Origin of the sequence: Halarchaeum sp. CBA1220 (genome assembly GCF_003721175.2) — an archaeon.
GTDB classification, from domain to species: Archaea; Halobacteriota; Halobacteria; order Halobacteriales; family Halobacteriaceae; genus Halarchaeum; species Halarchaeum grantii.
The window spans coordinates 1064342-1090501 of the sequence record NZ_CP054707.1 but is presented as its reverse complement, the minus strand read 5'-3'; the positions used below and the strand labels follow the sequence as shown (position 1 = coordinate 1090501).

Below are 26160 nucleotides of genomic sequence, written 5' to 3'. Positions count from 1 at the left end.
GCAACCGCTAAGTTGTTTTAGGCTCGCCTAAACGATATGCGTCGGAGCAGCATCCGGGAGGTGGCGTAGATGGTCGGACAGACGCTCGACGAGATACGGCAGCGACTCGACGGGCACGCGGCCCGCGACGGGCGCTACTATCTCGCGTGCGCCCGGACCGGCGAGCGTCCCGTGCCGTCCGGCGACCGGCGCTTCCCCGACCGGGAGAGCGCCTCGCGCGCCGCCGACCTCGTGGACGCCTATCGCGACGAGCTCCGCCAGTACGACCCGCGACTCCCGCACTACGACGTCATCGTTCGCGAGCTCCCCGCGCCGGCGGCCGAGCGCGACGCCGTCGCGCCCGCCACCCCCTCGCGCAGCGAGTTCTGTCACGAGGTCGCGGCCGCCGTCTTCGAGACGCTCTCCGGGGGCGGGTTTCGCGACGCCGAGCGCGCCGTCATGGACGCCTACCTCGACGCCGCCGAGACCGTCACCGACCCGGACGACCTCTGTCTGCTCCTCCTGCGAAGCATGGGCGCGGTGCTGGACGCGACGCTCGACGACCACGAGCAGGAGGTCGTGCTGAACCGCGCGGCCGGCCGCCTCACCCCCACCGGCGGACACGACGACGCCCTCGTGAGCAGCCTCACGAGCGTCGCGGACGCCGGGCTCATCGAGGATTACCGCGTCGAGGACGACGCCGACGACGCGGGCGCGTACACGGTCGAGCTGGACGGCTACGCGCTCGGCCAGCGCGAGCACGTGCTGACGCTCCCCGTCGCCGTCGAGCTCCTGCGGCGGCGTCCCGGGACGGACGTCCAGTTCACGCCGATGGAGGGCGACCGCCCCGGGTTCCGCGTGGCGCTCACCGAGCGCACGCGCCACCAGCCGCGCGGGCTCTTCCGCGTCGCCGCGCCCTAGAGGAGGTCGCGGACGGACGCGACGGCGTCGGGCGCGTCGTCGCCGAGCACGTAGACGTTCGGCTCGACGCCGAACCCGCCGGTCTGGTAGAGGACGCGCGTCTCCGGGTTCGCGTCGACGACCGCGCGTATCTCCGCGCGCAGGTCCTCGGCCTCCGCCGGGAACTCGACCGGTGAGAGCCCGCGCTCGGCGAGCGCCGCTATCGTCTCCTCGGAGTACGCGACGTTGAGCGCGGCTCGCGCGTCGCTCCCCGCGTCGCGGGCGGCGAGCAGGACGAGCGCGACGTGCTCGGAGACGCCGAACTCGGGGTCGGCGGGGACCTCAGCGCGCCCCATCACGTCGAAGATGCGCCCGGGGACGCCCGCGACGTCCTCCGGCGTCTCGGCGTCCGCGAGACACTCCACGAGGTTCGAGCCGACCGCCGGGATGAGCGTCGCGAACCCCGAGGTGCGTTCGAGGAGGCGGACGCCGCGACGGACGTCCGCGAGGACGTGCTCGCGCTCGCGGAGGGCGTCCTCGCCCGTCCCGCGGAAGTCGACGTCCATCCCCGCGAGCTCCGGCATCTGCTCGGTGTGGATGTCCGCGAGGACGTCCCCCGGGGCTTCGAGGTCGCGGACGAGCGCTTCGGCCTCCGCGAGCGCGCCGACCCGCGAGAGCGTCCCGTCCGCGAGGCCGTCCGCGACCTCCGCGACGTGCGCCTGCACGCGCTCGTCGTCGGCGATGTCGTCGCGAACCCCGACGTCGCCCTTCGCGTACTTCGAGACCGCGCTCTGGCTCACGCCGAGGAGGTCGGCGACCGCCTGCTGCGTGAGACCGCGCTCGCGGAGCGCCGCCGCGAGCAGCGAGCGGTACGTCGGGAGGAACTCCTCGACGACGACTTCCTCGAGGAAGCGCATCTAGCGCTCACCCCCGCCGTCGTGCTGGTCGCCGCCGAACTCCTCGTCGCCCTGGATGCGCGAGGCCTGCGGGCCGTCCTGGTCCTGGTACTTCGAGCCGCGCCCGCTCCCGTAGGGCCGGTCGGCGGGCGTCGCGAGCTCGGTGAAGACGAGTTGGCTGATGCGCATGCCGGGCGAGAGCGCGACGGGCGCGGTGCCGAGGTTGGAGAGTTCGAGCGTGATCTTCCCGCGGAACCCGGGGTCGATGAAGCCCGCAGTCGCGTGCACGACGATGGCGAGTCGACCGAGCGAGGAGCGCCCCTCGACCTGCGCGACGAGGTCGGGCGGGACTTCGACGCGCTCCTTCGTCGTCCCGAGGACGAAGTCCCCGGGGTGGAGGATGAACTCCTCGTCGTCCTCGATGTAGGTCTCGTCGACGTACTCCTCGACCTCGGTCTCGTCGGTCGGGTGGATGCAGGGGATGTTCGCGTGCTGGAACTCGAGGAAGCGCTTGCCGAGACGGACGTCGATACTCGCGGGCTGTATCTGGAGTTCGGGGTCGTCGAGCGGTTCGACGACCAAGTCGCCGGCCTCCATCCGGTCGAGGAGGTCGGCGTCGGAGAGTATCATACCGGACCCGAGGAGCCGCTGGCTGTTAAACGACCCTCTCTCGGGACGCGGGTCGCCACGCCTATGTCCGCGCGCCCCCCGTCTCTCGGTATGAAGCAGGTCATCGCCGCCCGGACCGACCTCGGGATGGGGCGGGGGAAGCTCGCCGCGCAGGTCGCTCACGCCGCCCTCCAGGCGGCCGAGAAAGCGGACCCCGACGCCGTCCGCGCGTGGAAGGACGCCGGGCAGCCGAAGATCGTCGTGAAGGTCGGCTCCGAGGACGAGCTCCTCGACGTCGCGGAGGAGGCGCGCCGCGCCGGCCTCCCGAGCGCCATCGTCCGGGACGCCGGCCGCACCGAGCTCGAACCCGGCACCGCGACGACGTGCGCGGTCGGCCCCGCGCCCGACAATCAGGTGGACGCCGTCACGGGCGACCTCTCGCTCTACTGATGCGCGAGGCCCACCCGCTCGAGCGCGCGGTCGGCATGGAGTACTACGCGAGCGACGCGCCCGGCACCGGCGGGTCGCTGCGCGAGGCGGCCGCCGACTTCCGCGTGCGCGAACTCGAGGCCTTCGACACCGAACCCGCGGACGCCGACACCGGCGACTACCCGCACCTCGTCTTCCGCGCGACGCTCACGAACTGGGACACGAACGGCTTCGCGCGCGACCTCTCGAACAAGCTCGGTATCAGCCGCGAGCGCGTCTCGTGGGCGGGGACGAAGGACCGCAACGCCGTCACCACACAGCTCTTCAGCGTGCGCGGCGTCGCCGCCGACGACCTCCCCGAGGTCTCGAACGCGGAGCTCGACGTCGTGGGGCGCGCCGGCCGCCCCATCCGCTTCGGCGACCTCCGGGGGAACGACTTCACCATCGTCGTCCGCGACGCCGACTCGGACCCCGTCGCGGCGGTCACGGAGGAACTCGCGGCGTTCGGCGGGGGCGGTGGCGAGGGCGGCGACGGCGACGACCGGACGAGCGCGACCGTCGGCGTCCCGAACTACTTCGGCCAGCAGCGCTTCGGGAGCTATCGCGCGATCACCCACGAGGTCGGCCTCCACGTCCTCCGGGGGGAGTGGGAGGACGCCGTGATGGCGTACGTCGGGAACCCGTCCGAGCACGAGCCGCCGGAGACCCGCGAGGCCCGCGCGCGCGTCGAGGAGGAGCGCGACTGGAGCGCGGCCATCGAGACGTTCCCGCGCCACTTGCGCTACGAGCGCGCCGTCCTGAACACGCTCGCGGAGAACGGTGGGAGTAGTGCGGAGGACTTCCGCGAGGCCCTCGAGACGTTCCCGTCGAACCTCCAGCGGCTCTTCGTGCACGCCGCCCAGTCCTACGTCTTCAACCTGATTCTCTCCGAGCGCCTCGAGCGCGGCCTGCCGTTCGACCGGGCGGTCGAGGGCGACGTCGTCTGCTTCGCGGACGACGACGGCCACCCCGTCCTCCCCGACACGGACCGCCGCCAGCGCGTCACCGGGCGGCGGGTCGACGTCGTGAACCGCCACGTCGAGCGCGGCCGGGCGTTCGTCACCGCGCCCCTCGTCGGCACCGACACCGAGTTCGGCGACGGCGAGCCCGGGGAGATAGAGCGCGCGGTCTGCGAGACGGTCGGCGTCGAGCCCGGCGACTTCGACCTCCCGGGCGCGTTCGACTCCACGGGGACGCGACGCGCGATTCTCCTCACCACGGACCTCGATGTCGAAACCGACCCGCTGACGTTCGACTTCGCGCTCCCGAAGGGGAGCTACGCGACCGTGCTCCTGCGCGAGTACCTCAAGGCCGGCCCGCTCGACCTCTGAGGCCTCGCACCCGCATCGACCCCCGCTGAACCCACACGGGTTTTACGTCCGAGTCGCCTTCGCGGCGGTATGGAGTGTTCGCGCTGCGGGACGCCTCTCGAGAAACCGGGCGACTACTGCCTGGTCTGCGAGACCCGCAACGCGGACACCGTCGTCGTGCACGCCGACCCGGACCACGCGACGCTGACGTTCCTCGACGAGGACGACGTCGTCGGCCGGACGGACATCGCGACGACGCCCGAGGAGGACACCGACCTCGAGGGGCGACGCCTGCGGAACTTCGCGGGCCGAATCGCCGACGAAGTGCGCCGCAAGCGCCCCGAGGAGGTGTACGTCGCGGGCGACCGGTCGGTCGTGCAGGCGGTGCGCGCCGACCTCCACTACACCGTCTACCGCGTCCCCGAGGACGACCCCGTGGCCGCCGTCCTCGAGCGCCGCGGGGAACGCGAGCTCGACGTCGTGGAGAAGGCGCCCGCGGAGAAGATCGGCGGGACGCACAGCACGCTCATCGGCGGGCGCGTCGGCCAGCGCGCCATCCGCGAGGTCGCCGCGCACCCGCACGTGAAGAAGGTGATTCCCGGCCCCATCGAGGCGGGCGGCTCTGGCGCGCGCGGCGGCGTCCGCGCGAAGGTGACGCGCGCGGACGCGAACGGGAACGTCCGCCTCCTCATCCGCGACGGGTCGAGCGTGCAGGAGAACCGCGTCGTCACGACGGCGATGGACCGCGAGACCGGCGAGCGGGTGCGCGACGACCTGAACGAAGCGCTCGCGGACGCGGACCTCGACGGATAGGCGAGTCGCGACTCGCAGGGCTTATGTGCGCGCTAGAGCTAGTGGTCGATATCATGGCCAGCAAGGGCTCCAGTAACACCGGAAGCGCGGGCCGGTTCGGTGCACGCTACGGTCGCGTCGCCCGACGCCGCGTCAGCGACATCGAGAGCGACACGAACGACGACCACGCCTGTCCCGAGTGCGGCACGGACGCCGTCGACCGCAAGGGTACGGGCATCTGGCAGTGCGGCAAGTGCGGTTACAAGTACGCCGGCGGCGCGTACCGCCCCTCCACGCCCGGCGGCGAGGCCGTCACGCGCTCCATCCGGACCGCGCTCGCCGAGGACGAGACCGAGGCGTAAGCATGTCCTACAAGTGCTCCCGCTGTAAGCGCGACGTCGAACTCGACGCCTACGGCGGCGTCCGGTGCCCCTACTGCGGGCACCGCGTCCTGCTGAAGGAGCGGAGCCGAGACGTCAAGGAAGTCGACGTCCAGTAAGTCGACGCCGAGAGGGACCATGTCACACCGGACGTCCCTCGTCTTCTCCTACGACACACCCCGCGTAGCGGCGGCCGTGTACAGCGCGGTTCGCGTGGAGGCCAGCGACATCGAGGGCGACCGGACGGACGCGGCCGTCGAGCGCGACGGCGACACCGTCCGCGTCACCGTTGAGGGCGCGGACCTGACGGCGCTCCGGGCGGGCGTGAACACGTGGACGACGCTCGTCGGCGTCGCCGAATCGACCTACGAGACCGGGCGGCGCACGGCGAACCAACATAGCTAGGTCGTAGGCTCTTGCGTGTCGGAGTCGTCACGACTACACGCCGGTCCGATGGACGGGGCCGGGACCAGCCCGCCCTCGTCTACTCCCCCCCTTCCCCCCTTTCGACCGGCTTCGAGACGGGATGGTTCACGGCCCGCGCCGACGGTAGCGCCGCCTCCTAGGGCCTCGACGCGCTCGCCCGCTGACGGGGCGCGACGGAACGCAAAGCGGGGGTTTTTACCTCCGGGCGTGCACGGTCCACGCATGCAGGGCAACCTTCCGCCCGAGGCACAGGAGAAGCTCGAGGAGCTGCAGGACCTTCAGGAGAAGGCCCAGACTGTCGCGACGCAGAAGCAGCAGGCCGAGACCCAGCTCACCGAGGCCGAGACGGCGCTCGAGGAGCTCGAGGACATCGACGGTGACACCGTCATGTACCGCGAGGTCGGCGAGCTGCTCGTCGAGACCGACTACGAGGAGGCGCAGGCCGACCTCGAGGACAAGGTCGACAACCTCGAGATCCGCGTGCAGTCCCTCGAGAAGCAGGAGCAGCGCGTGGAGAGCCAGTTCGAGGAGCTCCAGGAGGAGCTTCAGGACATGCTCGGCGGCGCGGGCGGCATGATGGGCGGTCCCGGCGCGGGCGGCGCGTAAGCCACCCATGCCGAGCGATGAAGAAGTCGTTCAGACCGCCGCGGAAGCCGCAGAGGGCTACATCTTCTCGCGGGTGAAACAGTCGGACGTTCGCGACCTCGACGTCGCGGTGTCGTTCGAGGACGGCGTCCTCACGATGGACGTCTACCTGAACGCACCGGAGGCGGATGTCGAGGCGGACGAACTCGCGGATGAGGCGGCGCGCGTCGGCCAAGAGGCCGTCGACGACCTCTTCGCGGCGGAAGAGTAGCCCCTCCCGTTCTTCCGGTTCGCACGACTCGCGGAGCCGTGGGTGTGGCGAAACGGCCGGCCTCGGTGGGTCGCGCGGCGGTCGGGCCGGTGTCTCGCGGGGCCGCCGCGCGGTCGCTCGGTTACACGTACGGGGGTGGTGCCGTCATCGCTGAAGAACCCTCACTCCGGGACGCGGGCGATGCAGTGGGTGCGGAACTGCGACGCATCCACCGCGAGCGCCGCCGGCGCTCGCGGCCTTTTTACTGGAGGTTTTTGTCGCGAGCGGTGTGGTTCGAGAGAGCGGGCTCTCTCGTCATGCCGAGAGGCCAGCGGCCTCTCGTATCACGGCAAAAAAGTCCTACGTCAGGAAGAAGATGAGCGCGCTGATGAGGACGGTGACGGCGACGACGACGGCGCCGAGGACGCTCCCGAGGGCGATGACGGCGTTGGCGTGGCTGGCGAGCGTCTCGGTGCGGTCGTTGCCGAAGACGGTGACTTCGGCGTGCTCGGTGGCGACGCCGGCCTCGACGGGTTCGCGGTCGGCGGCGGCGTCGCCGGCGAGGTCGAGGACGACGTCGCGGAGGGCGTCCTGGTCGAGGGCGTCGCCGACCTGGTTCTCGGACTTGACGGTGTTGACGATGTGGGTGTCGGTCGTCATGATCTCGACGGCGTCGCGCGCGAAGCCGTGGGCGTCGACGAGCGCGTCGACGAGTGCGTCCCGGAGGCCGGGTTCCATGTTGTTGCCGTCGACGAGGACGTAGCACGTCCGCTGGCCGTCGACGGCGGTGACGGCGACGCGGACGCCGAGCGGGCCGATGCCTTCCGTGGGCGTCCAGACGGTGCGGTCCCACGCGGTGCCGAGTTCGAGCGGTGCGGTGTCGGCGTCGGCGAGCGCCTCGCCGAGGTCGCCGGCGCCCTCGATGAGGTTGAAGGAGCGATGCGAGCCGGGGACGACGTGGCCGAGGTCCTCGCCCTGCAGGCCGTTGTTGGAGTTGTGCGCGTCCGCGAGGAGGACGTCGCCGAGGCCGGCACAGCGGGCTTCGGCGGCGGCGGCGAGGCCGACGGCGTACTCGATGTCGTCGGCGAACGCGGGCGCGAACGTGACGGCCATGAACGCGTCGTCGTCGCCGAAGCCCTGTCCGATGAGGCTCGCGTCGCCGCGCTGGACGCGCGTGCTTCGCGTGGCGTCACGGGTGTACTCGACGTTCGCGGCGGCGCGCTCGGCGGCGTCGACGAGCGTGTCGACTTCGCGCTCGGTGACGAGGTTGAAGTCGTGGCCGGCGGTGGCGTGCGGGGGGAACGCGAGGCCGTCTGCGGTCTCGGCGATGCGCTGGGGGAGGTTGCCGCCGCCGATTTCGCCCATCGGCCCGGGGTGGATCATCGGGAGGACGAAGCGCGCTTTCTCGTCGCCGTCGGGGCGACGGAGGGAGAGGACGGTGACGGGGACGATGGCGTCCTCGCCGATCTGCTCGAAGAAGTCCTCGAGTTCGCGCGAGCCCTCGGCGATGTGGCCGATGAACCCGCGGAGGAAGTCGAGGCCCGACACCCCAAGACTCTGGCGCCACGGACGGTCGACGGTGCGGACGAAGCCGTACGCGACGAGGGCGTAGAGAGCGCTCATGCCGACGAGGAGGAGGAGGTCGTCGGGCGTGATGAGGAGGAGCCGGGAGGGCGCGCTCTGGGGGCGCGAGAGGAGGGCGGTGAAGAGGGGGCCGCCGCCCTGGTAGACGTAGCGCATCGCGCCGCTGTAGACGAAGAGGAGGAGGCCGGCGGTGGCGGTCTGGATGCTCGCGGGGATGGCGGCGAGCGGGAGGCTGTTGCGCGAGACGGCGAGCACGACGAGGAGACGCAGCGCGAAGATGAGCGCGAGCGCGGCGATGAGGACGTCGAAGACGAAGTTCTGGCCGAGGCTCGTGAGGACGGCGATGACGCTGGCGACGGCGAGGAGCGCGATGACGATGAGCTCACAGCAGAGGGCGAGCAGAGAGGAGCGGTTGTAGGTGAGTTGGCCGTCGAGCCAGCGGTCCACGGGCGTGGTGAGGAGGCTGGCGGCGACGGTGGGGAGGCCGATGTAGAAGACACCCTGCCAGGCGTCCTCGAGGATGTAGGAGGCGTCGAAGGCGCCGATACCCGCGAGCGCGGCGACGAGGAGGCTGAAACCGACGCTGACGTACCAGTTCGGGGCGCGGAAGATGAACCGGGAGAGCGCCGCGAGGTCGCCCTGCGTCTCGGTCATGGGCGCTTACTCGCAGCGCGCGAGGAAGTTCTCGAAGACGACGTCGCCGCGTTCGGTGTGGGCGACTTCGGGGTGCCACTGGACGCCGTAGCGCTCGCGCTCGGTGTCGCTCATGGCCTCGACGTCGCAGACGTCGCTGGTGGCGGTGCGCGTGAAGCCGTCGGGGACCGCTTTCACTTCGTCCGCGTGGCTCGCCCAGACGCGCGTCTCGGGGGCGAGCGAGCCGACGAGCGGGTCGTCCCCCTCGACGATTTCGACGGTGACGTCGGCGTAGCCGCCGTACTCGCCACCGCCGACCTCGCCGCCGTACTCGGCGGCGATGAACTGCATGCCGAGGCAGATGCCGAGGATCGGCACGTCGAGGTCGAGGTACTCGTCGCAGCGGCCCGTCCGGTCCATGCTGGGGCCGCCGGAGAGGACGAGGCCGTCGTACGCGGCGAGGTCGCTCGGCGCGGTGTCGTTGTCGACGAGGTCGGTGTCGACGCCGAGGTCGCGGAGGGCGCGGTGTTCCAGATGCGTGAACTGGCCGTGGTTGTCCACGACGGCGATTCGAGTCATGGCTCACGGTAGAGTGCGTCGGCCTAAAAAGTCCTCGTAGTCCCGTCGGAGCGGAAGCCGACCGTCCGACGGGAGTTAGGCGACGACGTCGGCGTCCGGGAGGTGAGTCTCGCGGACGCGCCGTGCTTCGGGGCCTTCAGGGACGAGACACGGCGCGTCGACGGCGTCCGCGAAGCGCTCGGGGTCGGGCGCGACGGGTTCGAGGAGGTCGGCGAAGACGTCGTCTCGCCGCCCGGTCATGTAGGTGAAGCCACCGTATCCGCGTTCCGCGAGCGGCGTCGTCTCCGGGTCGGGGAACTGCTCCCGGACGACGTCGCCGCCCTCGCGGACGTAGTCGGCGGCCTCGCGCTGGGCGTACTGGCTCTCCGCGTAGTAGCGCTCGGCGTACTCGTCGTCGGCGTCGACGCCGGCGTGGGTCGGGGACTCGAAGCGGACGCCACCCCCGGGGAGCGCGCCCTCGGCGAAGCAGAAGTTCACCGTGAACGAGTCGGGATAGCGCAGGACGACGAGCACGCAGACCTGGTCGTCGACGGCGGTGTGCTCCTCGATGCGGTGGAGGCACTCGCGGTAGTAGACGGCGAGTTCGCCGACCCAGTCGTCGCGCTCGCCGGCGGCGTAGGCGTCCGCGACGCCGTCGTAGTCGTCGCCGACGAGCCGGCGGAGGCGGTGCTCGAAGCCGTTGCCCATCTCGTCGACGAGGTAGTCGAGCGCCGCCGAGAGCGGGGCGTCCGGGTCGGCGAGCAACGCGGCCTGCCGGTCCCGACCGTCGGCGATGCGCGTCATGTTCTCGTAGTGCGTCCGCTCGGCCTCGGGGTCCGGCAGGGGGACGCGCACCGCCCGCCCGTAGAGTTCGCGGACGCCGCGCTCGAACCGGTCGCGCCTCTGGCTCATGCTCGAGGAGAGGTCGGGAGCGAAGCGGCATCAATACGTCGTCCGCGTCAGTCGCGTGGCTCACGCGTCGCCGCTCCCCGTTGCTCGGCCCGCGTTGCTCGCGCTTTCAGCGCTCGCTCTCGTCGCGGTTCTCGCTACGCTCGGACCGCGTGGCCGCCGTCTCGAAGCCGAGTTCGTCGAGTTCGTCGCTGCGTCGGCCCTCGGCTTCGGCGAGCGCCTCGGCGGACGGGCTCGCGTCGTCGTCGATGCGCGCCCACGAGTCGTGGACGGCGCTGTGACACCACCGACAGAGCGTGACGGTTATCTCGTGGCTGACGCCGTCGTCGCCGGTCGCGTCGCCGGTCGCGTCGCTCGCGGACTCGCTTCGCTCGTCCGTACTGCTCACGGTTTCACCGTTCGCGTGTTCCGCCGGCTCACTACGTTCGCCGGCGTTGCTCGCGCCTCCAGCGCTCGCTTCGTCTGCGGACTCGCGTCGCTCGTCCGCATACGCCAGATGGTGTTCTTCGAGGAGCGGGCGGCTGTCGTCGTGGGCGTTCCGGCGTTCCGCGAGGCCGCAGCGCGCGCACTCGTGGCCGTCGCTCTCGGCCGTGTCGCTCGCTCCCGCGTTCGCCGTCGAGCGGTAGTGCGGGCAGTCGCGCCACGCGGCGTCGTCGTCGTCCGCAACCGGACAGCGGTAGCCGTCGGCGGCGCGCCGGTCGGCGAACGCGGGGTCGTGCTGGGGGAAGTCGAAGGCGTAGCGGCACTTTCCGTCGCCCGTGACGTGGTCGCAGACCCCGGCGTGGTCGTAGGGGTCGTCGACGCCCACGGCGGTCCCGGTCGGCGTCTTCTTCACACGGGTCGACTCGCGTCGCGGCGCCAAAAGCGCTTCCCGTGCGCCGGACGGAAAGCGTGAAGCCGTCGCGTCGCCTCTCGATGGACGTGCGAGTCGTCCACGAGCGCGGCGGCGAGTCGGTCCTCGCGAGCGACGTCGAGGTCGCGGACTCCGTCCTCTCGCGGGCGCGCGGGCTGATGTTCCGGCGCTCGATACCGCCCGGGTACGCGCTCGTCTTCGAGTTCGGGGGGCGAGCACGCCGGGACGTCCACATGGTCTTCGTCCCGTTCGCCATCGACGTGCTCTGGCTCGTCGATGAGGAGGTCCAGCGCGTGGCGACGCTGGCGGCGTGGACCGGCCTCGCGAGCGCGGAGGCGGACCGGCTGATCGAGCTCCCGGCCGGCCGGGCCGACGGCGTCCGCGTCGGCGACACGGTCCGCGTCGAACCCTGACGGTCGTTCGTGTCGGACCCGACCGGTTTATGTAGTTCGGGCGTGTTCGTCCAGACACGATGACGACACCACAGTCGTCGGAGGATAGAGGAAGTCGCCGCAAGGCGGCTGGCCGTGAAATCCGACGGTAACGAAACCCCGAACACAACCAGCGAGTTCTCGATGGACTTCTTCTCGAACGACACCCTCAGCGACGGCGACGTACAGTTCCTAGACACGACGCTCCGGGACGGCGAGCAGGCGCCCGGAGTCTCCCTCAGCGCGGACCAGAAGGCGGGCATCGCCCGCCGACTGGACGACGCGGGCGTCGCGGCCATCGAGGCCGGGAGCGCCTGCACGAGCGCGGCGGAGCGCGAGACGATCCGGCGCGTCACGGGCCTCGGCCTCGACGCGCGCATCACGAGCTTCTGTCGCGGCGTCCAGCGCGACGTCGACCTCGCGATGGACTGCGGCGTCGACGGCGTCCACATCGTCGTCCCGGCGAGCGACCGGCACGTCGAGGGGAAGGTCGGCTCGACGCGCGAGGAGGTCGTCGAGAAGACGAGCGAGCTCGTCGCGTACGCGAAGGACCACGACCTCTGGGTCGAGGTCATCGGCGAGGACGGCTCCCGCGCCGACTACGACTACCTCGAAGCGCAGGCCGAGGCCGCCTTCGACGCGGGCGCGGACCGCTTCTGCTTCGCGGACACGGTCGGGCACGCCTCCCCCGAGGAGGTCTACGAGGGCGTCAGTCGCCTCGCCGAGCACGGCCCGGTCGGCGTGCACACGCACGACGACCTCGGGCTCGCGGTGACGAACGCGCTCGCGGGCATCGCGGCGGGCGCGGACCTCGTGCACGGCACCATCAACGGCATCGGCGAGCGCGCGGGCAACGTCGCTCTGGAGGAGATGGCCATCGCGCTCTGGCACTGCTACGACGTCGAGCCGATGGAGACCGAGCACCTCTACGAGGTCGCGTCCTACGTCGCGGAGGCGACGGGCATCCCGCTTCCGCCGAACAAGGCGGTGTCGGGCGAGAACGCGTTCGCGCACGAGTCCGGCATCCACACGGACGGCACCCTGAAGGACGAGCGGATGTACGAGCCCTACCCGCCGGAGGCCGTCGGCCGGGAGCGGCGCCTCGTCCTCGGGAAGCACGCGGGGCGCGCCGGCGTCCGCGCGGCGCTCGCCGAGCACGACGTCGAGCTCGACGACGAGGCGCTCGCGGCTGTCGTCGAGCGCGTGAAGACGCTGGGCGAGAAGGGCCGTCGCGTCACGGACGCTGACCTGCTCACCATCGCGGAGGACGTCCGCGGGCGCTCGCGCGAGCGCCGCGTCGAACTCCTCGACCTGACGGCGGCGAGCGGATCGGGGACGCCGTCGGCGAGCGTCCGCGTGCGCGTGGACGGCGACGAGCGCACGGCCGCGGGGACGGGGAGCGGCCCGGTCGACGCCGCGCTCTCCGCGACGCGCCAGGCGCTCGGCTCCGAGTTCTCCTTCCACCTCGAGTCCTACCACGTGGACGCGATCACGGGCGGGACGGACGCGGTCGTCACGGTCGACGTCGAGGTCTCGCGCGGCGACCGCTCGGTGTCGGTCTCCGCGAGCGACGCCGACATCACGGTCGCGAGCGTCACGGCGGTGCTGGACGCGCTCGACCGCCTCCTCCCCGAGGTCGAGGGCGAGGAGACCGTCCCCGCCGACGACTGACGCGAACCGAAACGCGCGTCGCCACGGGGCACCCTCGGTCCGCCGGACCGACTTTACGTGTCGCGTGCCAACACCCTGCATGGTGATGCAGTATGAGCGACCCACCGAGTGAGGAACTGACGCGCGCGTGTCGAAGCGCCATCGGCGACTCGTTGCGCAGCGTCGTCTACTTCACCGAAGACGACTACGAACAGGTCTACCTCCGCGACGACTTGGAGCGAAGCGCGGACTTGGCGTCGTTCGTGGAGAACGAGCGAAGCGGCTTCGAGCGCCGGGAGACGGGCGCGAACTCGGAGCTGGGGCCGTACGACTACACCATCCACGGCCACGAGGACGGCGCGCTGACGCGCGTGGTCGTCGGCGACGAGGGCGTCTTCGTCACCACGGACCCGCTCTCGACGGCGCGCTTCGAGGAGGTCGCCGTCGCCATCCGTGACGTCCTCGACGGCGCGACGTGACGCTGGCTCCGGCCGCACGAAGCGACCGCTATCCGGATGCGAACGAGGGACCCGTCGCTATCGCGTGCGGGTTCAACAGAAGACGCCGAGGGTGAGATTTGAACTCACGAGTCCGTATGGACAGTTGCTTTCGAGGCAACCGCCTTGGCCAGGCTAGGCTACCTCGGCTCACTCCCTTCTATTCGGGGTTCGACTTTAGCCGTTTCGATTCGCGGGCGAGCGACGCGGCGGGGTCGACCCCGGTGTGTCCGAGCGACCGGCAACCCTATGGTGATACGTGTCACCGCATAGACCATGAACGTCGAGGAGGCGAGCGCCGACGTCGAATCGGTGCTGGACGCCGTCGCGGACGCCGTGGTCGCCGACCGGTCGTTTCTCGAAACGGTCTCCGTCGGACTGCTCGCGCGCGGGCACGTCCTCCTCGAGGACGTCCCCGGGACGGGGAAGACGCTGACCGCGCGCTCGCTGACGCGCGCGCTCGGCCTCGAGTTCTCGCGCATCCAGTTCACGCCCGACCTCCTGCCCTCGGACGTCATCGGGACGCACGTCTTCGACGAGGCCGACCGCGAGTTCGAGTTCAACGAGGGGCCGATATTCGGGAACGTCGTGCTCGCCGACGAGATCAACCGCGCGCCGCCGAAGACGCAGGCCGCGCTCCTCGAAGCCATGGAGGAAGGCCAAGTCACCGTGGACGGCGAGACGCACGCCCTCCCCGACCCCTTCTTCGTCGTCGCCACCCAGAACCCCGTCGAGCAGGAGGGGACCTTCCAGCTCCCCGAAGCCCAGCTCGACCGCTTCGTCGTGAAGTCCTCGGTTGGGTATCCGGACCTCGAGGGCGAGCGCGAGATACTGCGCCGGCGCGCCGGCCGGACGAGCCAGTCGCCGGACGTCGAGCGCGTCCTCTCCATCGAGGGGGTTCGGGACCTCCAGACCGCCCCCGAGGCCGTCCGCGTCGAGGACGACGTCCTCGACTACATCGCGGACGTGGCGCGCGCGACCCGCGAGGACCGCCGCGTCGAGGTCGGCGTGAGCCCGCGGGGCACCCAGCGGCTCTTCGAGGCGGCGCGCGCCTACGCCGTCGTCGCGGGCCGCGAGTACGTCACGCCGAGCGACGTGAAGCGCGTCGCGACGCCCGTGCTCGCCCACCGCCTCGTGCTGACGCCGGACGCGACGGTGAGCGGGACGGAGAAGGCGTCCGTGGTCGATTCGGTCCTCGAGCGCGTCGCGGTGCCGACCGTCGATTAGCGCAGCGTCCACGCGAGGACGAGCGCGCCGACGAGGAGCGCGACGAGCGCGCCGACCGGCCGGCCCCCAAAGCCGCCGAGCGCGACGCCGTAGACGGCGACCCCGGCGAGCGCGAGGACGCCGGCGCTCGCGGCGGCGTGGACGAGTTCGGCGTCGCGCGTCCGCGCCTCGACGCCGAGTTGCTCGCCGAGCGAGAGCGCGTTCTCCCCGACGTCCCACGCGAAGAGCGCGGCGGCCGCGACGCCGAGCGCGGGGAGCGGCCCGGCGTCAAAGGCGCCGAGGAGGACGGCGGCGAGTGCGAGCAGGACCGCGCCGACCGCGAGGTCGCGGCGGCGGCCACGGCGCACGCCGGCCGCGAGCGCCGCCGTCCCGGCGATGGCTGCCGTGACGGGGTAGAGGCCGCCGACGGCGGCGACGGCGACGCCGAGGACGCCGGCGAGGACGGCGAGCGTCGCACCGAGGCGCGTCGGCGCGCGCGCGACGGGGTCGCTCACCGCGACCACCTCGTGGCCGTCCGGGCGAGCGCGACGGCGAGCGGGGTCGCCGGGTCCCAGTCGACGACGCGGACGCCGGCGCTCCGGAGCTCGCGGACGCGGCCGCGACGCTCGACGGCGGCGAGTCGCCCGCCGACGCTCTCGCGGCCGGTGACGTCGGGGCTGAGCACGGTGACGGGGTAGCCGTGGCTCTCGAGGCGGCGCGCGGTGAACGCGCTCGTGCCGTCGAGGAGGGGCGTGGCGAGGACGACCTGCGCGTCGCGGGGGAGGTTCTTGCGGAGGCGACGGAAGGCGAGCGCGTCGGGCGTCGAGAGGTCGGGGTCGCTGGGCGGGAAGGCGGCGTCGAGCGCGAGGCGCTCGCGGAGGCGGAGGCGGTGGTCGCGCCCGCTCCCCGGCGCGAGCCACGTCCACGTCGGGCCGTAGGCGGCGAGGCCGACTTGGTCGCCGGCGTCGAGGAGGGCGGCGGCGACGTCGCCGGCGGCGCGCAGGCCGTGGTCGAGCGCGGCGACCCCCTCGGCGTCGGTGGCGTAGGCGTGCTCGCGGGCGTCGACGACGAGGACGACGCTCGCGGCGCGTTCCTCGCTGAACTGGACGGTCGAGAGGTCGCCGGTGCGCGCGAGGCGGCGCCAGTCGACGCGCGAGAGCGGGTCGCCGGGGCGGTACTCGCGGACGGCGTTGAACTCGACGCCGCTCCCCGGGGAGCTGGTGGTGACGCGGCCGACGCGCCGGAGCGTCTGCGGGCGGAGCGGCGGCGCGTCGATTGCAGTGAGCGGGGGGACGCAGGTGAGCGCCGTCTCGGTGGCGACGCTCGTCTCGCGTTCGAGCGACCCCGGGAGGTTGCGCGCGTAGGCGGTGAGCGGGGCGAACTCGTGGCGGCCGCGCGTCGCCTCGACGGTGTACGTGAAGGTGAGCGTGCGGCCGCCGCGGAGCGCGCTCGCGGCGCGCGGCGAGCCGTCGACGACGTCGAGGGCGTCGGGGACGCCGTCGACGACGCGGAGGTCGGGGAGGAACGCGCCGTCGTTCGTGACGGTGACGGTGACGCGCACGTCCTCGCCGGGTTCGGGGTCGGTCTCGGAGAGCGTGCGCTCGAGCGTGAGCGCCGGGTCGGGGGCGTCGGCGGCGTCGGCGTATCCGGCGACCGCGACCGCGAGCGCGCCGACGAGGAGGACGGCCGGCGAGCGCAGTATCGCGGCGAGGCCGGCGGCGGCGAACGCGAGCGCGGTGACGCCCGTCCAGCGCTCGGTGCGTCGCGGGTCGCTCACGGCGCCACCCCCGCGCGGCCGGACTCGTCGCCGGCGGCCGCCGTGTCGCCCTCCTCGGCGGACGCATCGTCCGCGTCGTCGTGCAGGCCGGCGATGCGCTCGATTTCGGCGAGCGCGTGGCGGAAGCGGACGTCGAAGACGGACGCGCGCCCGAGGAGTTCGCGGAGGCGGAGGCGTCGCGGCGGGGCGGGCGGATCGGCGGCGAAGAACGCGGCGGCGTGCGGGTCGTCCGTCCACGCCCCCGCCTCGAGGCGCACCTCGGCGTCGGCTTCGGCGAGGCCGTCGGCGGTGACGAGGGTGTCGACGGCGAGACGGCGGAGGCGCTCCCGGGCGGTGGTGCGGGCGCTGGCGCGGACGCCGGCGCGCGCGGCGGCGTACGTCCGGTCGAAGTCGCGGCCGGGTCGCCCGGCCGTCCGGCGGGTCTCGACGTCGGGCGTCGTGGGGCGGCGGACGGCGGCGTGCGTCGCGCGCGCGTCCCGGTAGACGAGGTAGGCAACGAGGAGCGCGACGCCGCCGACGACGGTGATGGCGGCGGTGGTGAGGGTGACGCCGGCGACGAGGCCGGGGGCGAACGCCGCGGCGGCGCCGCCGAGGGCGACGAGGACGCCGACGAACAGGAGGAGACGGCGACCGTTCACGCCCCACCACCTCCGTCGTCGCCGTAGGCGGCCTCGATGGCGCGCAGCGCCTCGCGGGCGCGCCGAGCACGCTCGTCGTCGACCGCCGCGCCGCCGTAGCGGACGTCGTTGAACAGCTCGGTGAGGGTGTCGACGTGGTCGGCGGCCATGCCGGCGTCGCGGGCGGCGGCCGCGAACTCCTCGGGCGTGCTCGACTCGGGGTGGGGGACGTCGAGCAGGGCGGTCATCTCGCGCCACGCGCGGTAGACCTCGTTCTCGGCGTCGGTGCCGGCGTCGTCGATGCGGTCGGCGGCCGCGCCGGCGGCGCGACCGACGTCCGTGAGCGTCTCCTCGTCGGGCGCGTCGTCGTCGGCGGTCGCGGGGTCGTCCGACCCGGCGGTCGCGTCGGTGTCGCCGCTGGCGCGGAGGAGGAGGACGGCGAGCACGAGGACGGCGCCGACGAGGAGGAGCGCGAGCGCGGGCGGCGTGCTGACGGCGCCGACGGCCCCGCCGCCGCCGGAGCCGTTCCCGGTGAAGGGGAGCGGGGTGCCGGAGAAGTTCGTCGAGACGGGCGGCGGTTGCTGCGTGGGGTAGTCGAGCGGGCCGCAGTCCGTGAGGAGCGCGTAGGCGACGAGGCCGGGGAGGAGGAGGACACCGTAGACGGCGACCAGCGTCAGCCAGTCGTAGCGATAGACGAGGAGCGCGCCGACGAGGAGCGTGGCGAGGAGGACGCCGAGTTTGAACTGCCACGTGAGGAGTGCGGGGACGCACGTCCCGACCGGGACCGGCGGCGGGCCGCCGCCGGACGCGCCGCTCGCGTTCTGCTCGCCGCCGAGGGCGCCACCGCCACCGAGACCGCCGCTGCCGCCGTTGCCGCCGACGCCGGTGGTGGCGGGGTCGGTGATCGTCGCCGCGGCCAGCCCGAGCGCGAGCAGGCAGACCCCGACGACGAGGAGGGCACGAAGGGTGCGGTTCACGAGTCAGTTGTTACCCGCGCTATAATTAGGCCTATCGACATCGTGTGACTCGGCCGCACGGAACAGGGTGGGGGGGACGCGGCGGTCGTCGCGCTCGACGGCGACCGCGCCACAGTGTGGGCGCGGCGCGCGTCAGTCGTCCGGGCCGTCGGCGTCGGAAGGCGGCGCGCGGAAGCCGTCCGGGTTCTCGTACATCGCGACGCCGAGCCTGCGCGCGGCGAGCGAGATGAGGTGCGCGCCGGTCGGCGCGGTGGCGAAGAGGAAGACGATGCCGACGAGCGAGGTGAGGCCGGCACCGAACGGCCCGAAGCGGACGAAGCCCGCGAGGAACATCGACGCGGCGCCGAGCGTCGTCGCCTTCGACGTGGCGTGCATCCGGTTGTAGATGTCGGGGAAGCGCCAGAGGCCGACGGTCCCGACGATGAGGAAGAACGTTCCGACGAGCACGAGCGCGGCGACGACGGCGAGCCGGAGGTCCGAGGGGCCGGCGTGCGCGGCCTCGCTCGCCCCCTCGGTCGCGGCGGTGATGGCGGTCTGAATCATTCGATGATGTCACCCTCGGTGAGGTATTTCGCGGCGACGACGGTCGTGACGAAGCCGACGATGGCGAGCATGACGCCGACGAGGACGAAGAAGGACTGCTCGACCTCGATGGCGTGCAGGACGACGATTGCGACGACGCACGTCCCGATGGCGTCGAGCGCGACGGTGCGGTCGGGGACGGTCGGCCCGACGACGACGCGCACCGCGCACGCGAGCGTCGCGAGCGCCGCGACGACGGTCCCGAACGTGAGCACCGCGTAGTAGACGGTCTCCACGCTACTCATCGTCGTTCACCTCCAGACGGGAGGGGGCGGGCGCGGGCGCGTCGGGGTCGGCGTCCTCGTCGAAGATGACGAGCGCGTAGCGCTCCCAGCGCCGCACCGGGTCGACGAGACTTTCGAGGTCGGCGGCGTCGACGGCGTGGACGTGGAGCGCGTTCGCGTCGCCGTCGTAGTCCATGGTGAGCGTTCCGGGCGTGAGCGTGATGGAGTTGGCGATGACGGTGACGGCGGCGTCGGACTCGACGCGCAGCGGGATGACGACGACGCCGGGGTCGAGCGGCATCGACGGCGCGAGCACGCGCTTGGCGACCTCGACGTTCGCCGTGAGCAGTTCGTAGACGAACGTCCCGACGTAGCGGGCGACGGCCGGGACGACCGCCGTCGTGCGCGAGAGGTCGCTCCGGCCGGGGAAGAGCGCGCGGAAGACGTAGGTGACCGGCAGGGAGAGCGCGAGGCCGATCACGAGGTTGGCGACGACCGCGCGCGGCGTGCCCGGCGTCTCCGCGACGAATATCCAGACGACGGCGAGCGCGAACCCGGCGGTCACCCAACGGGGGATGTCCCTCACGCGCCACCACCCCCGATGACCGCGCGGACGTAAGCGTCGCGCCCGGCGCCCGTGGCGACGTGGCCGGCGGCTTCGGCGAAGCGATAGACGGGGTCGAAGCCGACGCCGACGGCGAGCACGCACGCGGCGAAGGCGACGACGACCGCGACCTGCACGCGGTCGGGCGACGCCATCGTCTCGACGGCGGCGGTGCGCTCGCCCCAGAAGCCACGGTTCCACGTCCGGGAGACGTAGGCGATGGTGAGTATCGCGCCGGCGACGGCGACCGCGAGCACGCCGACCGAGCCGCCGACGGCGGCGACGCGGAAGACGAGGAGCTTCGAGAAGAAGCCGGCGAGCGGCGGGATGCCGACGAGCGAGAGGCCGCCGACGAGGAACGCACCGGCGAGCACGGGCGTCCGGCCCGCCAGCCCGCCGAGGTCGCCGAGGTCGGTGGTTCCGGCGGCGTCGCTTATGGTGCCGGTGACGAGGAAGAGGAGGGGTTTCGCGAGCGCGTGGTTGAGCGCGTAGACGAGCGCGGCGGCGACGCCGGCGGCGCGCAGGTCGGGGACGGCGGCGGCGACCGCGAGCGGGAGGACGATGAAGCCGACCTGCGCGATGCTCGAGTAGGCGAACGTCTCCTCGAGCGTCGGCCGGTCGAGCGCGACGAAGCCGCCGACGAGGGCGGACGCGCCCGCGAGCACGAAGAGGACGGGCCCGTAGACGCCGAGGAGGCCCGATTCGACGCCGGGGAGGACGACGCCCGGGCTGGCGGCCGCGAACACCGTGAATCCGAGGCGGACGATGGCGTAGACGCCGACCTTCTTCGCGACGCCGGCGAGCATCGCAGCGGCGGGCGCGGGCGCCGCCGAGTAGGCGGCGGGCACCCACCACTGGAAGGGGACGAGGCCGGCCTTCAGCCCGAAGACGGCGAGGAGGAGGAGCGAGAGGCCGAGGACGGGCGCGGACTCGGCGGGCGTCGCGCTCGCGAGCCAGCGCGCGATGTCCGCCATGTTGAGCGTCCCGGTGACGCCGTAGATGCCGCCGACCGCGAGCAACATCACGCTGGAGCCGACGAGGTTGAGGACGACGTAGCGCGTCGCCGCGAGCGTCCCGTCCTTCCCGCTGTAGAAGGCGACGAGGCCGTAGGAGGCCATCAGCGTCACCTCGAACCAGACGAAGAGGTTGAAGATGTCGCCGGTGAGGAACGCGCCCGTCGCGCCGAGGAGGAGGAAGTGGAAGAGCGCGTGGTAGGAGACGCGCTGGCCGGGCGCGTTCACGTACCGGAGGCTGTAGACGAGCGTTAGGGGCGCGACGACGGCGGTCATCGCGAGCATGAACCCGGAGAGCGGGTCGGCGACGAGCGTGATGCCGTAGGGCGCGGGCCAGTCGCCGACCTGGTAGGCGAGCGTGCCCGCCGGCCAGAGCCGGGCGACGAGCGCCGCGACGGCGAGCGCGTAGCCGACGACGCCGACGAGGCTGAGCGCGCGCTGGAGGCGCGGGGCGGTGCGGACGAGCATGCACGCGACCGCGCTCACGAGCGCGACGAGCAGCGGCGCGATGACGAGGTTCGTCGTCATCGCACCGCACCCCCGATGTCCTCGAGGTCGATGCTGCCGTGCTCCTCGTAGGTCCGGTAGACGAGGACGAGCAGGAGCGCGGTGGTCGCGAAGCCGATGACGACTGCGGTGAGCACGAGCGCCTGCACGAGCGGGTCCGTGACCGCGCCCTCGTCGTGGCCGATTATCGGCGCGACGCCGCCGATGCCACCCATCGTGACGAGGTAGACGTTCGTGGCCTGCGAGAGGATGAGCACGCCGAAGACGACGCGCACGAGGTCGCGCCGGAGGACGAGGAACGTCCCGGCGGCGAAGAGCACGCCGAGCGCGACCGCGAGGACGACCTCGACGGGCGACCCGGACGTACCCGCCATCCCGGGGCCGGTCCCGGACCCGGTCGCGGCGACGACGGCGCCGCTCATTCCGCACCCACCACCGAGATGATCGTGAGGAGCGCGCCGACGACGACGGCGTAGACGCCGAGGTCGAAGACGAGGGCGGACGCGAGTTCGATGTCTCCGAAGAGCGGGACGGTCGCGTGGCGGAACGTCTGAGTCATGTATGGGATGGTCGTGCCGGTGAGGTAGCCGTAGGCAATCGAGGCGAGGCCGCCGGTGACGGCGATGCCGAGGCCGGCCGCGTAGAGCGACTGATAGTCCCGAACGATGCCGTGCTGGACGTGCTCGACGGCGGTGTCGACCTCGCGGCCGAGGACGTCGTCCTCGACGCCGTCGAGGCCGTAGGCGAGGTAGGCGAGCGCCATCGCGGAGGCGGCGAGGACGCCGGCGATGAAGCCGCCGCCCGGGAGGTTGTGCCCCTGCAGGAAGAACGCGAACGAGACGACGAACCCGAGGGGGACGACGACGCGCGCGACGGTGCGGAGGATGACGGTCACGAGAATCCCCCCGGGTTCTCGTTGCCCAGTTGGACCACGGGTCCAACGCTGGTCACGCGAGCCACCTCCGCGTGGCGAGTGTGACGTAGTCGGGCTCGTCCGACGCAAGTCATGGCGTCTCACCTCGCTCGCGCATGACGATGAGGGTCAACACCGCGACGGCGGCCATCGCGATGACGGCGATTTCGCCCATCGTGTCGATACCCCGGAAGTCCACGAGGATAACGTTCACGAGATTGTGGCCGCCGGCCTCGGGGACGGAGTTCTCCACGAAGTAGGAGGCGATGCTGTCGGGGGTCGCACCGGTCGCGACGAGCGTGGTGACGGTGACGAACCCGCCCACGATAACGGAGAGGACGGCGTCCCGGGCGGCCCGCGAGCGCTGGATGCGCCCGTAGTAGCTCGGGAGTTTGTCGAGGATGACGAGGAAGACGACGAACGTCACGGTCTCGACGACGACCTGCGTGAGCGCGACGTCGGGCGCGCTCGCGAGCACGAAGAAGACGGTGACGCCGAAGCCGACGACGGAGAGCGCGAGGACGCCCGCGACGTGCGAGGGCGCGCGGATCGCGGCGACCGCGGCGAGCGCGGCGACGGCGAGGATGACGGTGAGCGGGATGCCGAGCGTCGGCGTCGCGAGCGGGACGCCGACGCTCGTCGCGAGGTAGCCGAGGCCGCCGAGGCCGACGGCGCCCGCGAACGTCCACGTCGCGTACGTTCGGAGGCGGTCCGTCCAGAGCGTCCGGTGGGTGGCGGTGCTCGCGCGGTTCGCGCCGAAGACGAGCGTGTCGTACCACCAGTCCGCGCCGAGCGGCGGGACGGCATCGAGCGCCCCGGTGACGGCGGCCTGCACGCGCTCCCAGACGAGGTAGGTGAGCGCGCCGCCGCCGAGCGCGAGGGCGCTCATGACGACGGCGGGCGAGACGTACGTCGGGAGGTAGTAGTGGAAGGAGAGGTGGTCGGCGCCCGGCGGGAGCGTGCTCGCGGCGACGTGGCCGACGAAGGACTCGACGGGCGCGAGCGGGAATCCGAGCGCGGCCGTCACGCCGCCGAGGCCGACGACGCCCGCGAAGCCAGCGAGGAGGAGGGGCGGGCCGTTCATCGACCACGGCGCGCGGTGGACGTGCCCGAGCGCCTCGGGTTTCTCGCCGAAGAAGACGGCGAGGAAGCGCAGCGAGTAGACGAGCGTGAAGACGCTCCCGACGACGGCGATGACCGGGTACGCCCACGTGAGGCCGCCGTCGTGGGCGGCGAGGTGGTAGGCGGCCTCGAAGAGGAGTTCCTTCGAGTAGAAGCCGTTGAACGGCGGGACGCCGCCCATGCCGAGCGCGGCGACGACGGTGACGCCGGCGACGACGGGGAGGTCGCATGCGAGGCCGCCGAGTTCGGAGAACTTCCGGGTGCCGGCCTCGTGGGCGACGATGCCGGCGACGAGGAAGAGCGCGGCCTTGAACGCGGCGTGATTGAGGATGTGGAAGACGCCGGTCTCGGCGCCGACGGCCGTGGAGAAGCCGAAGCCGGCGACGATGAGGCCGAGGTGGCTCACCGTCGAGTAGGCGAGCAGTTCCTTCAGCTCGGTCGCGCAGACGGCGAGGACGGCGGCGATGAGCATCGTGACGAGGCCGAGCGTGACGAAGATGTGCGTCCAGTCGTCCCCGACGAGGAGGGGGCGCATCCGGCCGAGGAGGAAGACGCCGGCCTTGACCATCGTCGCGGAGTGGAGGAACGCGGAGACGGGCGTCGGCGCGGCCATGGCGTTCGGGAGCCAGACGTGCAGGGGGAACTGCGCGGATTTCGCGGCGGCGCCGACACCCACCAGGGAGACGATGGGGAGGAGCAGGCCGGCCTGCTCGACGGCGGCGCGCGTCGCCGCCGGTTCGGCGAGCATCGCCGCGAGGCTGTACGTCCCGGTGGCGGAGGCGAGGAGGACGAAGCCGACGAGCATGAAGAGCCCGCCCCCGACGGTGAGGAGCATCGCCTTGCGCGCGGAGTAGCGCGACTCGCGCTCCTCGGAGTAGTGGCCGACGAGGAGGAAGGAGGCGACGCTCGTCAGCTCCCAGAAGCAGAAGAGGACGACGAGGTCGCCGGCGTAGACGACGCCGAGCATCGACCCCATGAAGGCGAGCATCGTCGCGTAGTACTTCGTCTGTCCCGGTTCTTCGCGCATGTAGCCCGCCGAGTAGACGAAGACCAGGACGCCGACGCCGCTGGCGAGCGCGCCGACGAACGTCGCGAGGCCGTCCACGTAGAAGCCGAACGTGACGCTGAGCGGGCCGACCCACGTGACCGAGGCGCCACCGTGGGTGCCCGCGAGCGAGGCCACGAGCGCGAGGCAGACGGCCGCGACGGCGGCGGCGTAGTACGCCGTCCGGTTGCCGAGCTGTCGTGCGACCGCGGGCGTCGCCGCCGCCGCGGCAAACGGCAGGCCGACGAGGGCGACGAGCACCCACAGGTCGGGTGTCGGTTGCACACTCGATTCGTAGGGGAGTTTGACTATAAAGCTGGTCAAGATAGCGTCCGAGGCGTAATCGTCGACGGTTCGCGCGGCGGATCCGGGGCGAGTACAGCTACTTTAACCGCTGGAAACCGGCGCTTCGAGCGCCCGGATGAGGGTGCGCGACGCACTCGACGACAGCCGTCCGGCGGGCGCGGTTTCGTCCATGCGCCCGGGCTCGGCCACCCCTGGGAAGCAGCGACCGGGCCGTCCCGGGCGGGCGTCGCCGACCCGCCCCGCGTTCGTTTAAGTGCTTCTCGTCACAAGCAGTAGATACGAGCGAAGGACGGCCCGTCGGGGCCGCCCCGATTCTGCCGTGTTCCCGCGTCGAGTAGTCGTGCGTTTATCCGTCTGCGCGCGGTAGCGGGGCGTGATGACCGACGCCGCCACGTCGGCCCCCGAGTTCGAGGTGGTCGACGAGGAGCAGTTCAGCGCACGTCCCGGCGACGGCGCGCTCGCACGCTCCGCGCACCGCCGCGACACCACCGTCGGCCGCTGGGGCCCGACGAGTCCGAGCGCCACCCAAATCGGTCGCGCGCGCTCGCCAGAGGGGGACGTCTCCGAGAACCTCCGGCGCCTCCACGACGAGCGCCACCCCGCAACCGAGGGCCACGGCGCGCGCCAGCACCGCCTCGAGAAACTCCGCATCACGCAGGCGCTCTGCAACGACCTCGACGTGACGCCGTGGCAGCGCGACCGCGCGCTCGGCGTGATGATCGACCTCGACCTCACGGCGTTCGGGAGCCAGCGCGCCATCGAGAAGGTCGCGCTCGTCACCATCCGACACGTCGTCGACGACGAGCGCGAGCGCTACCTCGGGTTGCAGGACCAGGAGTGGCTCGCCGACCAGTCCCCGGAGCGCCTGGAGGCGCTCTACGAGCAGTTCACCTCCATCACGGACGACCCGCACTTCCAGGACTTGGCCGCGAAGCACGGCCTCGAAATCACGAACCTCAACCGCCTCCGGCGCGTGCTGCGCGACCAGCTCGACGAGCAGGACCTCCACGGCGCCGTCTACGGGCGCAACCCCTACCGGGACCCGAACCTCCCGAGCTCCGACCTCCGTGAGTCCGAGCAGCGCGGTTCCGACGACGGGAGGGACCGCGAAGAGACGAGCGGGGAGCGGTAGCGACCCGCGAGCGACGCGACGCCGACGAACCGGAGTCGTCGCGGGACGACGAGACGCCACGAATCGACGAGCGCTGACCGACGAGCGGCGTGCGACGCGCGACGGCGATGCGCGAACCGTCGCGCACCGGGCGTCGCCGGAGACGTTATGGTCCCGGGCTGTGTGCGTACTCGTGTCATGGCGACCGGAACGGTCGACTTCTTCAACGACACGAAGGGGTACGGCTTCATCGAGACCGACGACGCGGACGACGACGTCTTCTTCCACATGGAGGACGTCGGCGGCGAGGACCTCGAGGAGGGTCAGGAGGTGGAGTTCGACATCACGCAGACCGACAAGGGCCCGCGCGCGGAGAACCTGAAACGGCTGTAAGGCGGAGAGGGCTGATTTTTCCGAGTGCGTTCGCGGCGATTCGAGCGGCGGCG

Annotated in this window: 32 protein-coding genes and 1 tRNA gene; 15 read left to right on the top strand and 18 right to left on the bottom strand. The window is 72.1% G+C overall.

Going from position 1 to position 26160, the window contains the following annotated elements:
* The first annotated feature begins 69 nt into the window (after positions 1-69).
* Complete coding sequence (locus EFA46_RS05865) at positions 70-900, top strand: hypothetical protein (protein ID WP_123074194.1); 831 nt, start codon at positions 70-72, stop codon at positions 898-900.
* Here EFA46_RS05865 and EFA46_RS05860 read toward each other — a convergent pair.
* Positions 897-1796 (bottom strand): thiamine-phosphate synthase family protein, encoded by a 900-nt coding sequence (locus EFA46_RS05860; protein WP_123074195.1) that lies wholly within the window; start codon positions 1794-1796, stop codon positions 897-899. The two genes, EFA46_RS05865 and EFA46_RS05860, sit on opposite strands and share 4 nt — an antisense overlap.
* On the bottom strand, positions 1797-2405 hold the full coding sequence (dcd, locus tag EFA46_RS05855) for a dCTP deaminase (RefSeq protein ID WP_123074196.1): 609 nt from the start codon (positions 2403-2405) through the stop codon (positions 1797-1799).
* 90 nt (positions 2406-2495) lie between these two features.
* On the opposite strand from dcd, the gene pth2 reads away from it, so the two are divergent.
* The 8 genes from pth2 (at position 2496) to EFA46_RS05815 (ending at position 6616) form a co-directional block, all read left to right on the top strand.
* Entirely contained in the window at positions 2496-2834 is a 339-nt protein-coding gene (gene pth2, locus EFA46_RS05850; RefSeq protein ID WP_123074197.1) for a peptidyl-tRNA hydrolase Pth2, read from the top strand.
* Positions 2834-4183, top strand: a complete 1350-nt coding sequence (gene truD / locus EFA46_RS05845; RefSeq protein WP_123074198.1) for a tRNA pseudouridine(13) synthase TruD — start codon at positions 2834-2836, stop codon at positions 4181-4183. The genes pth2 and truD overlap by 1 nt, the downstream gene beginning before the upstream one ends.
* Positions 4184-4252: 69 nt before the next feature.
* Positions 4253-4975, top strand: coding sequence for a DUF2103 domain-containing protein (locus EFA46_RS05840; RefSeq protein ID WP_123074199.1), 723 nt, complete (start codon positions 4253-4255; stop codon positions 4973-4975).
* Between the two features lie 53 nt (positions 4976-5028).
* Positions 5029-5316, top strand: a complete 288-nt coding sequence (locus EFA46_RS05835; protein WP_123074200.1) for a 50S ribosomal protein L37ae — start codon at positions 5029-5031, stop codon at positions 5314-5316.
* A gap of 2 nt (positions 5317-5318) precedes the next feature.
* Entirely contained in the window at positions 5319-5453 is a 135-nt protein-coding gene (locus EFA46_RS05830; protein ID WP_123074201.1) for a DNA-directed RNA polymerase subunit P, read from the top strand.
* Positions 5454-5472: 19 nt separating this feature from the next.
* The gene (locus EFA46_RS05825; RefSeq protein ID WP_123074202.1) at positions 5473-5739 is read left to right on the top strand and encodes a KEOPS complex subunit Pcc1; all 267 of its coding nucleotides are present in this window, start codon (positions 5473-5475) and stop codon (positions 5737-5739) included.
* Between the two features lie 243 nt (positions 5740-5982).
* Complete coding sequence (locus tag EFA46_RS05820) at positions 5983-6366, top strand: prefoldin subunit beta (protein ID WP_123074203.1); 384 nt, start codon at positions 5983-5985, stop codon at positions 6364-6366.
* Between the two features lie 7 nt (positions 6367-6373).
* On the top strand, positions 6374-6616 hold the full coding sequence (locus tag EFA46_RS05815; RefSeq protein WP_123074204.1) for a DUF3194 domain-containing protein: 243 nt from the start codon (positions 6374-6376) through the stop codon (positions 6614-6616).
* A 339-nt stretch (positions 6617-6955) separates the two neighbouring features.
* Here the strand turns inward: EFA46_RS05815 and EFA46_RS05810 are convergent, their stop codons facing one another.
* From EFA46_RS05810 to EFA46_RS05795, 4 genes are all read right to left on the bottom strand, one after another.
* Entirely contained in the window at positions 6956-8833 is a 1878-nt protein-coding gene (locus EFA46_RS05810; protein WP_123074205.1) for a DUF2070 family protein, read from the bottom strand.
* Positions 8834-8839: 6 nt separating this feature from the next.
* Complete coding sequence (locus tag EFA46_RS05805) at positions 8840-9391, bottom strand: GMP synthase subunit A (RefSeq protein ID WP_123074206.1); 552 nt, start codon at positions 9389-9391, stop codon at positions 8840-8842.
* A 75-nt stretch (positions 9392-9466) separates the two neighbouring features.
* Positions 9467-10282, bottom strand: a complete 816-nt coding sequence (locus EFA46_RS05800) for a hypothetical protein (protein ID WP_123074207.1) — start codon at positions 10280-10282, stop codon at positions 9467-9469.
* Between the two features lie 106 nt (positions 10283-10388).
* Positions 10389-11114, bottom strand: a complete 726-nt coding sequence (locus EFA46_RS05795) for a hypothetical protein (RefSeq protein ID WP_123074208.1) — start codon at positions 11112-11114, stop codon at positions 10389-10391.
* A gap of 86 nt (positions 11115-11200) precedes the next feature.
* Between EFA46_RS05795 and EFA46_RS05790 the strand changes: the two genes are divergently transcribed.
* The 3 genes from EFA46_RS05790 (at position 11201) to EFA46_RS05780 (ending at position 13692) form a co-directional block, all read left to right on the top strand.
* Positions 11201-11545, top strand: a complete 345-nt coding sequence (locus EFA46_RS05790) for a DUF192 domain-containing protein (protein ID WP_123077242.1) — start codon at positions 11201-11203, stop codon at positions 11543-11545.
* A 162-nt stretch (positions 11546-11707) separates the two neighbouring features.
* Positions 11708-13234, top strand: coding sequence for a 2-isopropylmalate synthase (locus tag EFA46_RS05785; protein ID WP_123074209.1), 1527 nt, complete (start codon positions 11708-11710; stop codon positions 13232-13234).
* Between the two features lie 92 nt (positions 13235-13326).
* The gene (locus EFA46_RS05780; RefSeq protein WP_123074210.1) at positions 13327-13692 is read left to right on the top strand and encodes a hypothetical protein; all 366 of its coding nucleotides are present in this window, start codon (positions 13327-13329) and stop codon (positions 13690-13692) included.
* 83 nt (positions 13693-13775) lie between these two features.
* Here the strand turns inward: EFA46_RS05780 and EFA46_RS05775 are convergent.
* Positions 13776-13860 (bottom strand) — tRNA-Ser (locus EFA46_RS05775).
* A gap of 126 nt (positions 13861-13986) precedes the next feature.
* Here EFA46_RS05775 and EFA46_RS05770 point away from each other — a divergent pair.
* Entirely contained in the window at positions 13987-14937 is a 951-nt protein-coding gene (locus EFA46_RS05770; RefSeq protein ID WP_123074211.1) for a MoxR family ATPase, read from the top strand.
* Here the strand turns inward: EFA46_RS05770 and EFA46_RS05765 are convergent.
* The 11 genes from EFA46_RS05765 to mbhE all read right to left on the bottom strand — a co-directional run bounded on the left by EFA46_RS05765 (position 14934) and on the right by mbhE (position 24582).
* Positions 14934-15431 (bottom strand): hypothetical protein, encoded by a 498-nt coding sequence (locus EFA46_RS05765; protein WP_148040640.1) that lies wholly within the window; start codon positions 15429-15431, stop codon positions 14934-14936. The genes EFA46_RS05770 and EFA46_RS05765 overlap by 4 nt on opposite strands.
* Positions 15428-16693, bottom strand: a complete 1266-nt coding sequence (locus EFA46_RS05760; RefSeq protein ID WP_123074213.1) for a DUF58 domain-containing protein — start codon at positions 16691-16693, stop codon at positions 15428-15430. The genes EFA46_RS05765 and EFA46_RS05760 overlap by 4 nt, the downstream gene beginning before the upstream one ends.
* Positions 16690-17331, bottom strand: a complete 642-nt coding sequence (locus tag EFA46_RS05755) for a hypothetical protein (protein WP_158604237.1) — start codon at positions 17329-17331, stop codon at positions 16690-16692. The genes EFA46_RS05760 and EFA46_RS05755 overlap by 4 nt, the downstream gene beginning before the upstream one ends.
* Positions 17328-18287 (bottom strand): DUF4129 domain-containing protein, encoded by a 960-nt coding sequence (locus EFA46_RS05750; protein ID WP_123074214.1) that lies wholly within the window; start codon positions 18285-18287, stop codon positions 17328-17330. Before EFA46_RS05750 ends, EFA46_RS05755 begins: the two co-directional genes overlap by 4 nt.
* Positions 18288-18419: 132 nt before the next feature.
* Positions 18420-18830 (bottom strand): monovalent cation/H(+) antiporter subunit G, encoded by a 411-nt coding sequence (gene mnhG / locus EFA46_RS05745; protein WP_123074215.1) that lies wholly within the window; start codon positions 18828-18830, stop codon positions 18420-18422.
* Positions 18827-19114, bottom strand: coding sequence for a monovalent cation/H+ antiporter complex subunit F (locus EFA46_RS05740; protein WP_123074216.1), 288 nt, complete (start codon positions 19112-19114; stop codon positions 18827-18829). The genes mnhG and EFA46_RS05740 overlap by 4 nt, the downstream gene beginning before the upstream one ends.
* Positions 19107-19679, bottom strand: coding sequence for a Na+/H+ antiporter subunit E (locus EFA46_RS05735; protein WP_255494020.1), 573 nt, complete (start codon positions 19677-19679; stop codon positions 19107-19109). Before EFA46_RS05735 ends, EFA46_RS05740 begins: the two co-directional genes overlap by 8 nt.
* Entirely contained in the window at positions 19676-21238 is a 1563-nt protein-coding gene (locus tag EFA46_RS05730; RefSeq protein WP_123074217.1) for a complex I subunit 5 family protein, read from the bottom strand. The genes EFA46_RS05735 and EFA46_RS05730 overlap by 4 nt, the downstream gene beginning before the upstream one ends.
* Entirely contained in the window at positions 21235-21591 is a 357-nt protein-coding gene (locus EFA46_RS05725) for a sodium:proton antiporter (RefSeq protein ID WP_123077246.1), read from the bottom strand. The genes EFA46_RS05730 and EFA46_RS05725 overlap by 4 nt, the downstream gene beginning before the upstream one ends.
* A gap of 44 nt (positions 21592-21635) precedes the next feature.
* On the bottom strand, positions 21636-22112 hold the full coding sequence (locus tag EFA46_RS05720) for an MnhB domain-containing protein (RefSeq protein WP_123074218.1): 477 nt from the start codon (positions 22110-22112) through the stop codon (positions 21636-21638).
* 109 nt (positions 22113-22221) lie between these two features.
* The gene (gene mbhE, locus EFA46_RS05715; protein WP_123074219.1) at positions 22222-24582 is read right to left on the bottom strand and encodes a hydrogen gas-evolving membrane-bound hydrogenase subunit E; all 2361 of its coding nucleotides are present in this window, start codon (positions 24580-24582) and stop codon (positions 22222-22224) included.
* 397 nt (positions 24583-24979) lie between these two features.
* On the opposite strand from mbhE, the gene EFA46_RS05710 reads away from it, so the two are divergent.
* Both EFA46_RS05710 and EFA46_RS05705 read left to right on the top strand, forming a co-directional pair.
* A complete protein-coding gene (locus tag EFA46_RS05710; RefSeq protein ID WP_255494019.1) occupies positions 24980-25735 on the top strand; it encodes a DNA-directed RNA polymerase subunit epsilon in 756 nt (251 codons plus the stop codon).
* A 177-nt stretch (positions 25736-25912) separates the two neighbouring features.
* Complete coding sequence (locus tag EFA46_RS05705; RefSeq protein ID WP_123074220.1) at positions 25913-26107, top strand: cold-shock protein; 195 nt, start codon at positions 25913-25915, stop codon at positions 26105-26107.
* Positions 26108-26160 lie beyond the last annotated feature (53 nt).